The organism is Cronobacter muytjensii ATCC 51329 (assembly GCF_001277195.1).
GTDB classification, from domain to species: Bacteria; Pseudomonadota; Gammaproteobacteria; order Enterobacterales; family Enterobacteriaceae; genus Cronobacter; species Cronobacter muytjensii.
Genome location: NZ_CP012268.1, coordinates 2,942,138 through 2,956,891, shown reverse-complemented (window position 1 = coordinate 2,956,891; position 14,754 = coordinate 2,942,138). Strand labels below are relative to the sequence as shown.

Annotated in this window: 16 protein-coding genes; 8 read left to right on the top strand and 8 right to left on the bottom strand. The window is 58.2% G+C overall.

Features of this window, described 5'->3' with window-relative positions; genetic code table 11:
• Positions 1 to 2: 2 nt before the first annotated feature.
• Positions 3 to 974, top strand: a complete 972-nt coding sequence (secF, locus tag AFK63_RS13690) for a protein translocase subunit SecF (protein ID WP_038864371.1) — start codon at positions 3 to 5, stop codon at positions 972 to 974.
• A gap of 194 nt (positions 975 to 1,168) precedes the next feature.
• Here the strand turns inward: secF and AFK63_RS13685 are convergent, their stop codons facing one another.
• Together AFK63_RS13685 and AFK63_RS13680 are read right to left on the bottom strand one after the other, a co-directional pair.
• Positions 1,169 to 2,047, bottom strand: a complete 879-nt coding sequence (locus AFK63_RS13685; RefSeq protein WP_038864370.1) for a nucleoside-specific channel-forming protein Tsx — start codon at positions 2,045 to 2,047, stop codon at positions 1,169 to 1,171.
• 340 nt (positions 2,048 to 2,387) lie between these two features.
• Positions 2,388 to 2,948: a SadB/YajI family lipoprotein gene (locus AFK63_RS13680; RefSeq protein WP_038864368.1), complete on the bottom strand. Its 561-nt coding sequence runs from the start codon at positions 2,946 to 2,948 to the stop codon at positions 2,388 to 2,390.
• A gap of 154 nt (positions 2,949 to 3,102) precedes the next feature.
• Between AFK63_RS13680 and nrdR the strand changes: the two genes are divergently transcribed.
• From nrdR to pgpA, 6 genes are all read left to right on the top strand, one after another.
• On the top strand, positions 3,103 to 3,552 hold the full coding sequence (gene nrdR, locus AFK63_RS13675; protein ID WP_007673903.1) for a transcriptional regulator NrdR: 450 nt from the start codon (positions 3,103 to 3,105) through the stop codon (positions 3,550 to 3,552).
• Between the two features lie 3 nt (positions 3,553 to 3,555).
• Positions 3,556 to 4,659: a bifunctional diaminohydroxyphosphoribosylaminopyrimidine deaminase/5-amino-6-(5-phosphoribosylamino)uracil reductase RibD gene (gene ribD, locus AFK63_RS13670; protein WP_038864367.1), complete on the top strand. Its 1,104-nt coding sequence runs from the start codon at positions 3,556 to 3,558 to the stop codon at positions 4,657 to 4,659.
• Between the two features lie 87 nt (positions 4,660 to 4,746).
• Positions 4,747 to 5,217: a 6,7-dimethyl-8-ribityllumazine synthase gene (gene ribH / locus AFK63_RS13665; RefSeq protein WP_038864365.1), complete on the top strand. Its 471-nt coding sequence runs from the start codon at positions 4,747 to 4,749 to the stop codon at positions 5,215 to 5,217.
• Positions 5,218 to 5,238: 21 nt separating this feature from the next.
• Positions 5,239 to 5,658, top strand: a complete 420-nt coding sequence (gene nusB / locus AFK63_RS13660) for a transcription antitermination factor NusB (protein ID WP_038864364.1) — start codon at positions 5,239 to 5,241, stop codon at positions 5,656 to 5,658.
• Between the two features lie 186 nt (positions 5,659 to 5,844).
• A complete protein-coding gene (thiL, locus tag AFK63_RS13655; protein ID WP_038864362.1) occupies positions 5,845 to 6,825 on the top strand; it encodes a thiamine-phosphate kinase in 981 nt (326 codons plus the stop codon).
• Positions 6,800 to 7,321, top strand: coding sequence for a phosphatidylglycerophosphatase A (gene pgpA / locus AFK63_RS13650; RefSeq protein WP_038864361.1), 522 nt, complete (start codon positions 6,800 to 6,802; stop codon positions 7,319 to 7,321). The genes thiL and pgpA overlap by 26 nt, the downstream gene beginning before the upstream one ends.
• 39 nt (positions 7,322 to 7,360) lie before the next feature.
• Here the strand turns inward: pgpA and AFK63_RS13645 are convergent, their stop codons facing one another.
• From AFK63_RS13645 to xseB, 4 genes are all read right to left on the bottom strand, one after another.
• Positions 7,361 to 8,335, bottom strand: a complete 975-nt coding sequence (locus AFK63_RS13645) for an aldo/keto reductase (protein ID WP_038864360.1) — start codon at positions 8,333 to 8,335, stop codon at positions 7,361 to 7,363.
• A 69-nt stretch (positions 8,336 to 8,404) separates the two neighbouring features.
• Positions 8,405 to 10,267 (bottom strand): 1-deoxy-D-xylulose-5-phosphate synthase, encoded by a 1,863-nt coding sequence (gene dxs, locus AFK63_RS13640; RefSeq protein WP_038864359.1) that lies wholly within the window; start codon positions 10,265 to 10,267, stop codon positions 8,405 to 8,407.
• 27 nt (positions 10,268 to 10,294) lie between these two features.
• On the bottom strand, positions 10,295 to 11,194 hold the full coding sequence (gene ispA, locus AFK63_RS13635) for a (2E,6E)-farnesyl diphosphate synthase (RefSeq protein WP_038864358.1): 900 nt from the start codon (positions 11,192 to 11,194) through the stop codon (positions 10,295 to 10,297).
• 2 nt (positions 11,195 to 11,196) lie between these two features.
• Positions 11,197 to 11,439, bottom strand: a complete 243-nt coding sequence (gene xseB, locus AFK63_RS13630) for an exodeoxyribonuclease VII small subunit (RefSeq protein WP_038864357.1) — start codon at positions 11,437 to 11,439, stop codon at positions 11,197 to 11,199.
• A 212-nt stretch (positions 11,440 to 11,651) separates the two neighbouring features.
• Between xseB and thiI the strand changes: the two genes are divergently transcribed.
• Positions 11,652 to 13,100 (top strand): tRNA uracil 4-sulfurtransferase ThiI, encoded by a 1,449-nt coding sequence (thiI, locus tag AFK63_RS13625; protein ID WP_038864356.1) that lies wholly within the window; start codon positions 11,652 to 11,654, stop codon positions 13,098 to 13,100.
• A gap of 81 nt (positions 13,101 to 13,181) precedes the next feature.
• Here the strand turns inward: thiI and yajL are convergent, their stop codons facing one another.
• Both yajL and panE read right to left on the bottom strand, forming a co-directional pair.
• Positions 13,182 to 13,775 (bottom strand): protein deglycase YajL, encoded by a 594-nt coding sequence (gene yajL, locus AFK63_RS13620; protein WP_038864355.1) that lies wholly within the window; start codon positions 13,773 to 13,775, stop codon positions 13,182 to 13,184.
• Positions 13,735 to 14,649 carry a 2-dehydropantoate 2-reductase gene (gene panE, locus AFK63_RS13615; RefSeq protein ID WP_038864353.1) on the bottom strand — a complete coding sequence of 305 codons (915 nt, stop codon included), beginning with the start codon at positions 14,647 to 14,649 and terminating at the stop codon, positions 13,735 to 13,737. Before panE ends, yajL begins: the two co-directional genes overlap by 41 nt.
• Positions 14,650 to 14,754 lie beyond the last annotated feature (105 nt).

Here is a 14,754-nt window from a genome sequence, read left to right as displayed (position 1 = left end):
TTGTGGCACAGGAATATACTGTTGAACAATTGAACCACGGCCGTAAAGTCTATGACTTTATGCGCTGGGACTACTGGGCCTTCGCCATTTCCGGCCTGCTGCTTGTCGCCTCTATTGTGGTGATGGGCGTGCGCGGCTTTAACTGGGGCCTCGATTTCACCGGCGGTACGGTCATCGAGATCGCGCTGGAGAAGCCGGCGGAACTGGATTTAATGCGCGAATCGCTGGAAAAAGCGGGCTTTGAAGAGCCGCTGCTGCAGAACTTCGGCAGCAGTCGCGACATCATGGTGCGTATGCCGCCTGCGCAGGGCGAAACGGGTGGTCAGACGCTCGGCAACAAAGTGCTGAACGTGATTAATGAGGCGACCGGCCAGAATGCGGCGGTGAAGCGTATCGAGTTCGTCGGCCCGAGCGTGGGCGCTGACCTCGCTCAGGCGGGCGCGATGGCGCTGCTGGTCGCGCTGCTCTCCATTCTGGTGTATGTCGGGTTCCGCTTTGAGTGGCGTCTGGCGGCTGGTGTGGTTATCGCGCTGGCGCATGACGTCATTATCACCATGGGCGTGTTGTCGCTGTTCCAGATTGAGATTGACCTCACCATTATCGCATCGCTGATGTCGGTGATCGGTTACTCGCTGAACGACAGCATCGTGGTTTCCGACCGTATTCGTGAAAACTTCCGCAAAATCCGTCGCGGAACGCCTTACGAAATCTTTAACGTGTCGCTGACCCAGACGCTGCAAAGGACGTTGATCACCTCCGGCACCACGCTTGTCGTGATCCTGATGCTGTACCTGTTCGGTGGCGCAATGTTGCAGGGCTTCTCGCTCACCATGCTTATCGGCGTGTCTATCGGTACGGCGTCGTCGATTTACGTCGCGTCCGCGCTGGCGCTCAAGCTTGGCATGAAACGCGAACATCTGCTGCAGCAGAAAGTGGAAAAAGAGGGCGCGGATCAGCCGTCGCTTCTGCCGTAATCACGTAACGCATTACGCCAGTAAAAACCGCAGGTTTCGGCCTGCGGTTTTTTTTCGCCTGAATAAGGATTAAGCGAAAGCGCAGGTGCCACGATAATAAGCGCAGCCGTCTGGCTGATGACCGTGGAGCATCGGTGATGAACAATCATAAAAAAAGCCAGCGTACGCTGGCTTTTTGATTGAAGTGGTCAGGCTCAGAAGTTGTAACCGACCACCAGGTAACCACCCCAACCGGTCGTACGGGTGTTGTAGTTGGTGAATATCAGTTCGGCATCGTCATTCCACTGGCCGCCGTTGTGCCAGTAACGCGCCACCACAGAGTAGTGCCAGTGATCGTAGTTCAGCGCCAGGATATGGCTGGAGGCGATGGAGTCGTTCGTGCGGGCCTTCACGCCATTGAGCGCATAACCGCCTTTATCGCCGAGGTCTGAGCCCCAGTCAAAGTTGGTAAAGCCGATATAGCTCAGGTTGCCGCCCCACAGCTGGGTAATAGGCACAAAGTATTTCACTTTGAAGCGGTAGCCATCCCACTCGTTCTGGTTCTGCGCGCCATAGTTCTGCCACTGGTATTTGGCGTACACGTTCAGGGAGAGGCTCATCGGCAGGCCGGTATCGATATCGGTACCGAGACCCATATACCAGGTGCTCTGTTCCTGAGAGTCGTTACGGCCCATATCGTAGATATAGTTGTTCGCAAAGTACCACTCTTTGAACGGGCCAAACGCCAGGCTGGTGCCGGTCAGTTTGTCGATGGAGAAACGCGGTTCAATCTCCATAAACAGCGGAGAGCCTTTGTTCCAGATCCCTTTGGCATCTCTGTTGCCGCCAAAAAACACTGGCGCATCCAGGTAGCCGTAGAAATCAAACCAGTCTTTTTTCGCGAAAGCTTCATATTCCAGGTAGGTATCGTTGCGAACTTTCGGTCCGAAGCGGGTGTGGTAGCTGCCCACCACGTTGACGCTCTGGTGCCACCAGTCGGAAACAAACTCACTATTGCTGGTTTCTGCCGCGCTGGCAGTAAAAGAGGTGGAGAGCGCCAGGGCTGCACCGGCAGCTAAAACAATTTTTTTCATAATAGAGCCACTGTTTTAAGGAAATCCCCATTTCTGGGTGGAGTAAAGCTTTCGCATTTGGCGGGATGGCCGCCACCGCATAAATTGTGCTGCCTATTATAAGTATCCAGCCTCACAAAAATATGTGGCGTTTCACATTCTTGCCATGTACGTAATCGATTGCGTTCACGTTTGCGTACATCGGAACGCGGATTCTAACGGCATAAGGGAACTCTGCCAACAATCACGATCTCACTTTTTGCTTAACGCGGCGGGAAAAGACGGAAATTAGCGGGACAAAAAAGCAAGTGGACCCAGCGGCGCGAATGTAACAAATGGTGCGCCGCTGGCGGAGAAGACGTTACGGCGCGACGATGGCGTCGCCCGCGATAAGCGGCTGGATATCATGTACGCGGATAAAACCCAGTTGCCCGGGCGTAACACCGGCGAGCGTGAGCGGAATCGAAACGTCACTGGGTGCCAGCGTACTGGCTGGCGCGCTGAACGGTTGATTCTGCACGTTCACCTCCTGATAGTTCTCGGTAGTGCCCTGTAACTGGCCCCATTCCACGGTGCCGGTAAAGGCAGGCAGCGGTTCGTTGGACTCGCTCTGGATAAATAACGTCGCCTGCGTGCCGTTCGCGCCCGCCGAGACGTTACGCAGCGACATTTTCAGCATTCCGAGCTGGCTGCTGAGACGCGCAGGGGTATTTGAGCCAGGCAGCAGATAAACGCCGCTTTGCGATTTCATATTCAGCGCGTTTTGCTGCGTGATTTTGACAGTTTCCTGCTTCAGCTTCGTCATTTCATGATTCAGGGTGCTGACATTCTGGTGCATCTGGCGCACTTCGCTTTGCGGAGCGCAGGCGCTTAATGCCAGTGTGCTGCCGGCGATCAGCCATTTCAGATAACGTGTTGTCATTGTTCGCTTTTCCTGAAAAAGGTGAGGTGCAGTAATGGTAGAGCCTGCCGGCGCGTCTGGCATAGCGTCTTTGTCTCAAAAAGGTTGCGCCTTTGTAGTCCCGCCAGTTCAGGGTAAACTGTTGTTCAGTTAACTTTTTCAGTCAGGAAGCGCTATGCATTGCCCGTTCTGTTTCGCCGTTGACACTAAAGTGATCGATTCCCGCCTGGTGGGAGAGGGCTCCTCAGTACGCCGTCGCCGCCAGTGCCTGGTGTGCCATGAACGTTTCACGACGTTTGAAGTCGCGGAGCTGGTCATGCCGCGCGTGGTGAAAAGCAACGACGTGCGCGAGCCTTTCAATGAAGACAAACTGCGTAGCGGCATGCAGAAAGCGCTGGAAAAGCGCCCGGTCAGCTCCGACGATGTGGAAATGGCCATCAACCATATTAAATCCCACCTGCGTGCTACCGGCGAGCGCGAAGTGCCGAGCAAACTTATCGGCAACCTGGTGATGGAGCAGCTCAAAAAGCTCGATAAAGTCGCGTATATCCGTTTTGCCTCGGTATACCGCAGCTTTGAAGATATCCGCGAATTCGGCGAAGAGATCGCCCGCTTACAGGATTAACCGATGTCCGACGAATTTTACATGGCGCGCGCGCTGACGCTCGCGGGCCAGGGACGCTTCACCACGCATCCAAATCCGCGCGTGGGCTGTGTCATTGTTAAAGACGGCACGATCGTCGGCGAAGGCTTTCACCTGCGCGCAGGCGAGCCGCATGCCGAAGTGCACGCGTTGCGCATGGCGGGCGAGAGGGCGCGCGGCGCAACGGCGTACGTCACGCTGGAGCCGTGCAGCCACCACGGGCGCACGCCGCCATGCTGCGACGCGCTGATTAATGCGGGCGTCGCGCGCGTCGTCGCGGCGATGCAGGACCCAAACCCGCAGGTGGCGGGGCGTGGGCTATATCGTTTGCAGCAGGCGGGCATTGATGTCAGCCACGGGCTGATGATGAGCGAGGCCGAAGCGCTGAATAAAGGCTTTCTCAAACGCATGCGCACCGGTTTTCCGTATATTCAGCTTAAGCTTGGCGCGTCGCTTGACGGGCGTACAGCGATGGCGAGCGGCGAAAGCCAGTGGATAACCTCGCCGCAGGCCCGGCGCGACGTGCAGCGTCTGCGCGCCGAAAGCCATGCTATCCTCACTACCAGCGCCACCGTGCTGGCGGACGATCCGTCGATGACCGTGCGCTGGGACGAACTTGGCGACGCCACGCAGGCGGTGTATCCGCGTGAAAATCTGCGCCAGCCGCTGCGAATCGTCCTTGATCGCCAGAATCAGGTGACGCCCGCACACAAGATTGTCAATCAACCCGGCGAAACCTGGCTTGCCCGCGCCACCCCTGACGACGCCGTCTGGCCTGCGAGCGTGGAACAACTCCCGACGCCGGTACATAACGGCAAGCTGGATCTCGTCCTGCTGATGATGCAACTGGGCAAGCGGCAGGTAAACAGCCTGTGGGTGGAAGCGGGCCCGCAGCTCGCAGGCGCGCTGCTCCAGGCCGGGCTGGTGGATGAACTTATTGTTTATATGGCCCCAAAACTGCTTGGCAGCGAGGCCCGCGGGCTTTTCTCCCTGCCAGGTCTTGAGAAACTTGCCGATGCGCCGCGTCTGGAATTTCGCGACGTTGTTCAGGTCGGCCCCGATTTGCGCCTGCGCCTCGCGCTCGCCTGACGGCGGGACGTAAAACGTAAGCAGTGCGCGAAAGAGTATGATAAAATCCGCCCCCCTGCGGGGGCTACATAACCCTAAGGTAAGAGTATGAACATTATTGAAGCTACCGTTGCTGCCCCGGACGCTCGCGTCGCCATCGCCATTGCGCGTTTCAACAACTTCATCAATGACAGCCTGCTGGAAGGCGCGATCGACGCCCTGAAGCGTATTGGTCAGGTAAAAGATGAAAACATCACCGTGGTGTGGGTGCCAGGCGCTTACGAGCTGCCGCTGGCGGCACAGGCGCTGGCGAAAACCGCGAAATATGACGCGGTTATCGCGCTCGGTACGGTGATCCGCGGGGGTACTGCGCATTTCGAATACGTTGCTGGCGGCGCCAGCAATGGTCTGGCCCACGTGGCGCAGAACAGCGAAATCCCGGTAGCTTTTGGCGTACTCACCACTGAAAGTATTGAACAAGCCATCGAACGCGCTGGCACCAAAGCCGGGAACAAGGGCGCCGAAGCGGCGCTGACCGCGCTTGAAATGATTAATGTCCTGAAGGCTATCCAGGCCTGATTTTTTTGTAAGGGGAATTCCGTGAAACCTGCTGCTCGTCGCCGCGCCCGTGAGTGTGCCGTCCAGGCGCTTTACTCCTGGCAGTTGTCCCATAACGACATCGCCGATGTTGAATACCAGTTCCTGGCGGAACAGGATGTCAAAGATGTGGACGTGATGTATTTCCGCGAACTGCTCTCCGGGGTGGCGACCAACAGCGGCTATCTCGACGGCCTGATGAAGCCGTACCTGTCCCGTCAGCTCGAAGAGCTGGGCCAGGTGGAGAAAGCGGTGCTGCGTATCGCGCTGTACGAACTCTCAAAACGTGACGATGTGCCGTATAAAGTGGCCATCAATGAAGCGATTGAGCTGGCGAAAGTCTTTGGAGCCGAAGACAGCCACAAGTTCGTCAACGGCGTGCTCGACAAAGCCGCGCCGCATATTCGCCCCAACAAAAAGTAATATCCGCCTGCCGTCGGCAGGCGAGACCTGGCCCTCGTTTTCTTTTACCGTTCTGTGCGTCAGACGGGCAAAAAGCTGGCGATTGTCTACTATGGTCATCAATACGAAGAACCCGCTGTTCTTCGTCTGCTGTCTGAGGCCGGGCTTCCGGCCTTTTCTTCTTCTCTTCTGTAGAGGCGTAACCCTATGGCATGCGGCGAGTTTTCCCTGATTGCACGTTATTTCGATCGGGTCAGAAGCTCTCGTCTTGATGTCGAGACCGGCATCGGCGACGACTGTGCGCTGTTAACCGTGCCGGAGAAGCAAACCCTGGCGATCAGCACCGATACGCTGGTGTCAGGCATTCATTTTTTACCGGATATTGATCCGCGCGATCTCGGCTACAAGGCGCTGGCAGTCAATGTGAGCGATCTGGCGGCGATGGGCGCCGACCCGGCCTGGCTGACCCTGGCGTTAACCCTGCCGGAGGTTAATGAGCCCTGGCTTGAGGCCTTTAGCGACAGCCTGTTTGAACAACTCAGCTATTACGATATGCAGCTTATCGGCGGCGATACCACGCGCGGCCCGCTCTCGATGACGCTCGGCATTCACGGCTTCGTCCCGGCCGGGCGGGCGCTGAAGCGCTCAGGCGCGCGTCCTGGCGACTGGATCTACATCACCGGCACGCCGGGCGACAGCGCCGCTGGCCTTGCGATTTTGCAGCAGCGTCTGACGGTGGAAAACGACCCCGACGCCGATTATCTCATCAAGCGCCATCTGCGCCCGACGCCGCGCGTGCTGCACGGTCAGGCTTTGCGCGGGCTGGCGAGCGCGGCTATCGATCTCTCTGACGGGCTGATTTCCGATCTCGGTCACATCCTGAAAGCGAGCGACTGCGGCGCGCGTATTGAGCTTAATGATATGCCGTACTCTGCGGCGATGACGCGTAACACCACGCCGGAGCAGGCCCTGCGCTGGGCGCTCTCTGGCGGTGAAGATTACGAGCTCTGCTTTACGGTGCCGGAGATTAATCGTGGCGCGCTGGAGGTGGCGGTGAACCATCTCGGTGTGTCAGTCACCTGCATCGGACAGCTGACCACCGCCGCCGAAGGTATGGTTTTTTTACGCGATGGCGCGCCGGTAACGCTCGACTGGAAAGGATATGACCACTTCGAAACGCACGTTTAATAAGGATGTCGCCAAAAGCCGGCTGAATTTACGCAACCCCTGGCATCTGCTCGCCACGGGGTTTGGCAGCGGCTTAAGCCCGTGGGTGCCGGGTACGATGGGGTCGCTTGCGGCAATCCCGTTCTGGTATCTGATGACGTTTTTGCCCTGGCAGCTTTACTCGCTGGTGGTGATGTTCGGCATCAGCCTCGGCGTTTATCTCTGCCACCAGACCGCCAAAGACATGGGCGTGCACGATCACGGCAGTATCGTCTGGGATGAGTTTATTGGCATGTGGATAACGCTAATGGCGCTGCCGACCCACGACTGGCAGTGGGTTGCCGCCGGGTTTGTGATTTTCCGCATTTTCGATATGTGGAAACCCTGGCCTATCCGCTGGTTTGATCGCAACGTTCACGGCGGCATGGGGATCATGGTGGATGATATCGTCGCAGGGATTATTTCGGCGGGCCTGCTCTACTGGGTGGGCCATCACTGGCCCATCGGTCTGATTTAACCGCATCAGCCCTCGCATCAGAGGGCTGATGTTTTCTGCCTATTTGAAACCGACGACCGGATGCGCCTTGTAAGGCGTTTCCAGCTCGGCCATCTCTTCGCTGGTGAGCGTCACCTCGACCGCGTCAATCAGCTCCTGCAACTGCTCCTCGCGCGAGGCGCCGATAATTGGCGCGACAACGCCCGGTTTACTCAGCAGCCAGGCGAGCGCCACCTGCGCGCGACTGACGCCTTTATCCTGCGCGATAAAGGCCAGCCGCTCGGCGATTTTCGCGTCGTTTTCTTCGGTTTCGCTGTAGAGCGTTTTACCAAATTCATCGGACACCAGCCGCGCCGTGGTTTCGCCCCAGGGGCGAGTCAGACGGCCGCGAGCCAGCGGGCTCCAGGGGATAACGGCCACGCCTTCGCGATAGCAAAGCGGCAGCATCTCCTGCTCCTCTTCGCGATAAATCAGGTTGTAGTGGTTTTGCATGGTGACGAACGGCGCCCAGCCATTCTCTTTTTGCAGGTTCAGCGCCTGCTCGAACTGGTGCGGATGCATGGAAGACGCGCCGATATAGCGCGCTTTACCGGCTTTCACCACGTCGTTTAAGGCTTCCAGCGTCTCTTCAATCGGGGTGTCGTAGTCCCAGCGGTGGATTTGCAGCAGGTCGACATACTCCATGCCGAGGCGGCGCAGACTGTCGTCGATAGCGCGGAGGATCAACGGGCGGGAAAGCCCCTGCGGCAGATCGCCAACCTGGTGATAGACCTTGGTGGCGACCACGACATCCTCGCGGCGTGCGAAATCACGCAGCGCGCGGCCTACGATCTCCTCGCTGCTGCCGTCAGAATAACTGTTGGCGGTGTCGAAAAAGTTAATGCCGCCGTCAAGGGCGTGTTTGATGATAAGGCGGCTGCTTTCTTCGGGGAGAGTCCAGGCGTGGTTACCGCGGTCCGGCTCGCCAAACGTCATACAGCCCAGGCACAGACGGGAAACCTGAAGGTCGGTTTTTCCTAATTGCTTGTATTGCATGGTTCCGCTCCTGCTTTCGGGTCACAAAGGGTACCTTTAAGCATAGCAGGAGCGGAAACGAAGCAGAGGTCAGGCGAGCCAGTCGCGCACGCGCCGGGCGATGCCGTCGGCGGTAAGGCCAATCTCCGCGCGCGCTTCGTCCTGGGTGCCCTGAGGGATAAAGTGATCCGGCAGGCCGAGGTTCAGCACCGGCACCGGTTTGCGCTTCGCCATCAGCAATTCGTTAACGCCGCTGCCCGCGCCGCCCATAATGGCGTTCTCTTCGATGGTGACCAGCGCCTCGTGGCGTTCGGCGAGCTCCATGATCAGCGCTTCATCAAGCGGTTTCACAAAGCGCATATCGACAAGCGTCGCGTTGAGCGCTTCGGCGGCCTGAGTGGCCTCCGGCAGCAGTGTGCCGAAGTTGAGCAGCGCCACTTTTTCACCGTGGCGTTTTACCACGCCTTTGCCAATCGGCAGCTTTTGCAGCGGCTCCAGCGTCACGCCGAGCGCGTTGCCGCGCGGATAGCGCACGGCGCTCGGGCCGTCGTTGTAGTGATAGCCGGTAAACAACATCTGGCGGCACTCGTTCTCATCGCTCGGCGTCATGATGACCATATCCGGGATGCAGCGCAGATAAGAGAGATCGAACGCGCCCTGATGCGTCTGGCCGTCGGCGCCGACGATCCCTGCGCGGTCAATCGCGAACAGCACCGGCAGTTTCTGGATGGCGACATCATGAATGACCTGATCATAGGCGCGTTGCAGGAAGGTGGAGTAAATCGCCACCACCGGCTTGTAACCGCCAATCGCGAGACCCGCCGCGAAGGTGACCGCATGCTGTTCGGCAATCGCTACATCAAAATATTGCTCCGGATACTGGCGGGAGAATTCGACCATGCCGGAGCCCTCGCGCATGGCGGGGGTAATGGCCATCAGTTTGTCGTCTTTAGCGGCGGTTTCGCACAGCCAGTCGCCGAAGATTTTTGAGTAGCTCGGCTGGCCGCCGCTGCTTTTCGGCAGCGTACCGCTTTCCGGATCGAATTTCGGCACCGCGTGGAAGGTAATGGGATCTTTTTCCGCCGGCTCATAACCACGGCCTTTCCTGGTCATGATATGCAGGAACTGCGGGCCTTTGAGGTCGCGCATATTTTTGAGTGTATGCACCAGCCCCAGCACGTCGTGGCCATCCACAGGGCCGATATAGTTAAAGCCCAGTTCTTCAAACAGCGTGCCCGGCACGACCATGCCTTTAATGTGCTCTTCAGTACGCTTGAGCAGCTCTTTGATTGGCGGCACATTGGAGAAGACGCGTTTGCCGCCTTCGCGAAGCCGCGAGTAGAGCTTGCCGGAGAGTAGCTGCGCCAGATGGTTATTCAGCGCGCCGACATTCTCGGAAATCGACATTTCGTTGTCGTTAAGGACGACCAGCATATCCGGGCGGATATCGCCCGCATGGTTCATCGCCTCGAACGCCATACCGGCGGTAATCGCGCCGTCGCCAATCACGCAGACGGTGCGGCGGTTTTTCTCCTCGCGCGCCGCGGCGACGGCGATACCGATACCCGCGCTGATAGACGTGGACGAGTGGCCGACGCTTAACACGTCATATTCGCTCTCGCCGCGCCACGGGAACGGGTGCAGGCCGCCTTTCTGACGGATGGTGCCGATGCGGTCACGGCGTCCGGTCAGAATTTTATGCGGGTACGCCTGATGGCCCACGTCCCAGATAAGCTGGTCAAACGGCGTGTTGTAGACGTAATGCAACGCCACGGTAAGCTCCACCGTGCCCAGCCCGGAGGCGAAGTGTCCGCTTGAGCGGCTCACGCTGTCGAGCAGATAGCGACGCAGTTCGTCGCACAGCTTCGGCAAACTCTCTTTTGGCAACAGGCGCAGCTGTGCAGTGGAGTCCACCAGCGCCAGGGTCGGGTATTTGGCAGTATCAAAACTCATTCAGAGACTCATCGTGGTGTTATACGTTTATTTATCACGTTGGATTATGAAATTCGCTAACGCTTCCAGTGTTGCGGTATCCAGCGTCTGGGCTTTCAGCGGCGCCAGCGCCGCCAGAGCGTCGTCGCACAAACTGCGCGCTTTCGCCTGGGCTTGCTCAAGACCCAGCAGGGCGGGGTAGGTGCTTTTGCCAAGTTGCTGATCGGCACCCTGGCGTTTACCAAGGGTGGCAGTATCACCCACCACATCCAGAATGTCATCCTGTACCTGGAAGGCGAGGCCGATGCTTTCTGCGTAACTGTCAAGATAAACCAGCGCGTCGCGGCCTTTATCTCCAGCGCACAAAGCGCCCATGCGTACCGCCGCGCGGATAAGCGCGCCGGTTTTATGGCGATGGATGCGCTCCAGCGCGTCGAGATCGACCTGCTGGCCTTCGGCTTCGAGATCGAGCGCCTGACCGCCGCACATGCCCGCCACGCCGCTCGCTTTCGCGAGCTCAGAGACCATCGCGAGGCGGTCGCGCAGCGCCACGTTGTCCATCGGCGCGTCGCTTAAAATTGAAAACGCCAGCGTTTGCAGCGCATCGCCCGCAAGGATCGCGCTCGCTTCGCCGAAGCGGATATGGCAGGTCGGCTGTCCGCGACGCAGATCGTCGTCATCCATTGCCGGCAGATCGTCATGCATCAGCGAGTAGGCGTGAATGCACTCAATGGCCGCGGCCGGGGCATCCAGCGCGGTCGGGCTGACGCCGAACATCTCACCGGTGGCGTAGACCAGAAACGGCCGCAGGCGTTTACCGCCTAATAATGTGCCGTAGAGCATCGCCTCAACCAGTGGACTCTTCTGAAACGGCAGGGCGCCAATAAAATGCTGCAGCGCGCCGTTGGCCCGCTCAGCCTGCGACTGAAGCTGTTGACTGAAATCCATGTTTACTCGGCGTCCGGCGTAAAGGGGGTAAGAGGCGCATCCTCATTCTGAGAAAGCAGGATCTGCACGCGTTGCTCCGCCTGTTGCAGTTTTACCTGGCCCTGGCGCGCAAGCTGCACGCCGCGTTCAAATTCATTGAGCGCCTCTTCGAGCGGCAGGTCGCCGCTTTCCAGACGGTTGACGATGAGCTCAAGTTCCGACAGGGCAGTTTCGAAGCTGGCCGGCTGTTCATTTTTCTTCGGCATAGTAAATGTCTGACTCTATGGGTTAACTGTCATTTCAGCGACACTGCATGGTAGCGGAGACGCAAAGATTAGCAAATAACGCCTTGTGGGTTGGTAACAGGCGCAGTTACACCGCGATGGTGATATACTGCCGGGCTCACGATGCAGGCGCGCTACGTCCTGCAGTACCATTTTCTAAGCCCCGGTGGGCTTGCCAACGAATCATAGCCACCATGAAGTTTATCATTAAATTATTCCCGGAAATCACCATTAAAAGCCAGTCTGTGCGGTTGCGCTTTATAAAAATCCTGACCGGGAATATTCGTAACGTACTGAAACACTACGATGAAAATCTTGCCGTGGTTCGCCACTGGGACCATATCGTGGTGCGTATTAAAGATGAAGCCCAGCACGATACCGTGCTCGACGCGCTGACCCGTATCCCAGGCATTCACCACGTTCTTGAAGTCGAAGACGTGCCGTTCACGGATATGCACGACATTTTCGAGAAGGCGCTCGCCAACTGGCGTGAGCAGCTCGAAGGGAAAACATTCTGCGTGCGCGTTAAGCGACGCGGTCAACATGAGTTTAGCTCTATTGAAGTGGAGCGCTACGTTGGCGGCGGGTTAAATCAGCATATTGAATCCGCCCGCGTCAAATTAAAACAGCCTGACGTTACCGTCCATCTTGAGATTGAAGACGATCGTCTGCTGCTGATAAAAGGCCGCTATGAAGGCATCGGTGGTTTCCCGATCGGCACTCAGGAAGATGTGCTGTCGCTCATCTCCGGCGGCTTCGATTCCGGCGTCTCCAGCTATATGCTGATGCGCCGCGGTTGCCGTGTGCATTACTGCTTCTTTAACCTGGGCGGCGCGGCGCATGAAATCGGCGTACGCCAGGTGGCGCACTACCTGTGGAGCCGCTTTGGCAGCTCGCACCGCGTGCGTTTTGTGGCGATTAACTTCGAGCCGGTGGTCGGCGAAATCCTTGAAAAAGTGGACGACGGCCAGATGGGCGTGGTGCTCAAGCGTATGATGGTGCGCGCGGCGTCGAAAGTGGCGGAGCGTTATGGCGTGCAGGCGCTGGTCACCGGCGAGGCGCTGGGACAGGTCTCCAGCCAGACGCTGACCAACCTGCGCCTTATCGATAATGTCTCTGATACGCTGGTGCTGCGCCCGCTTATTTCTTACGACAAAGAGCACATTATCGATATCGCCCGCAAAATCGGCACCGAAGATTTTGCACGGACCATGCCGGAATATTGCGGCGTGATCTCTAAAAGCCCGACCGTGAAAGCCGTGAAAGCGAAAATCGAAGCCGAAGAAGCGAACTTCGATTTCACTATCCTCGACCGCGTAGTGGAGGAAGCCACGAACGTCGACATCCGCGAAATTGCCGAGCAGACCGAACAGCAGGTGGTGGAAGTGGAAACTGTCAGCGGTTTCGGCCCGAACGACGCGATTCTGGATATCCGCTCGGTTGACGAGCAGGATGACAAACCGCTGGTTATCGATGGCGTTGAGGTAGTGTCGCTGCCGTTCTATAAGCTCAGCACGAAATTTGGCGATCTCGACCAGAGCAAAACCTATCTGCTGTGGTGCGAGCGCGGCGTGATGAGCCGCCTGCAGGCGCTGTATCTGCTGGAACAGGGCTTTAAGAACGTGAAAGTCTACCGTCCGTAACGCCAGCGCGTTGCGCGAAGTGACAGAAAAATCCCCTCCACGGAGGGGATTTTTTATGGGCAGAATTTCTGGCGGGAAAGCTTAGTAGTCGCGATAGCTGTAAATCCCCGCCGCCAGCACCAACTGACCGGCGACCTCGTGCGCTTTTGCACGCCCGACCAGCAAGTCGATAATCTTCAGTGCGAAATCAATCGCGGTGCCTGGCCCCTGGCTGGTCAGCAGGTTGACGCGCGGATCCCAGACCACGCGTTTATCCTGCCACTGATCGTCCGGGATCGTCTCTTTCAGCGCCGGGAGGCCGGTCATGTTGCCGATGGGAAAGAGCGCATGCGGCACCAGTACTGTACCTGCCGCCGCGCAAATAGCCGCGACAATCCGCCCGGATAAATGAAACTGGCGCACCGTTTCGACCAGCAGCGGACTGTCGCGAAACGCTTCAGCGCCTTTCAGGCCGCCCGGCAGCACAATGATGTCGAAATCACCGTCCGCCACTGCCACCAGCGGCGCGTCCGCCAGCAGCCGGACGCCGCGCGAACACGCGATCGTTAAATCACCGTCGCTCGCGACGCTCGCGGTGGTGACCTTAATGCCGCCGCGAACCAGCAAATCGATGGTGGTGACCGCTTCGGTCTCTTCAGTGCCAGGGGCGAGGCATACCAGTGCCGATGCGCTCATACTCATTCTCCTTGCGTTTAATCTGTTCATACAGACGGCTGTTCACCGGCAGCGTCAGGCCATGCGCTCTGGCGCGGCGCAGCAGATAGCCGGTGATGTAATCAATCTCGGTGTGACGCTGCTGGCGGACATCCTGCAGCATTGAGGAAATATTGGCGGCGGTGCTCTCGATAACCTGGTCGATATAGTAAAGCAGGCTGTCCGTCGACGTGTGGTAGCCTTCGCGCTGCATGACCTGCGCCACTTCGGCGCAAATCTCCCGCACTTCATTCTGGCGCTCGCGCAGCTCGCCGTTCGGGCAGTTATAAAGCGCTGTCAGCGGGTTTATCACGCAGTTGGCGGCAAGCTTTATCCAGCGCGACGCATTAACGTTATCGTGCCAGGCGACATCCGGCAGCGCCTGCTGCAACAGCGCCGCCAGCCGGGAATAGTCCTGCGCGTCCGGGGTGACCGGGCCAATATGCGTGGTGCCGCAAGCGACATGCGTTACTACATTGCCGTCGCGTCGCGCCGCATGCGTTGTGACGCCGGCGAGCAGCGGCTGCGCGATAGCGCGTAGCTCATCCAGCGTTCCCATACCGTTATGCAGCAGCAAAATGGGGCTGGCGGCGGGCAGGCGGGCAGCGAGCGCTCTCACCGCCTCGGAGACCTGCCAGGCTTTCAGCGTTACCAGCAGCAGCTCGCTGTCGGCGAGAAAGGCGGCGTCGTTCGCGGTAAAGGTGTGTGTAAACGCGCTGCCGTCGGTTTCCACCAGGCTGACGTGGCAGGATGACTGCGGCACGCGCAGCCACCCCTGTACCTCGTGACCTTGTTTGTGCAGCGCGCTCATCCAGAGCTGGCCTAAAGCGCCGCACCCAAGCACGGTAATTTTCATTATTCCTCCTCGCCCGCAACGGCGCCGGGCGTTGTGTCATACGTCTATTATAACGTGAGCGCTTAGGCTTTCGCCTGCCGCCGGTTTCCGGGTTGTGTTATGCGC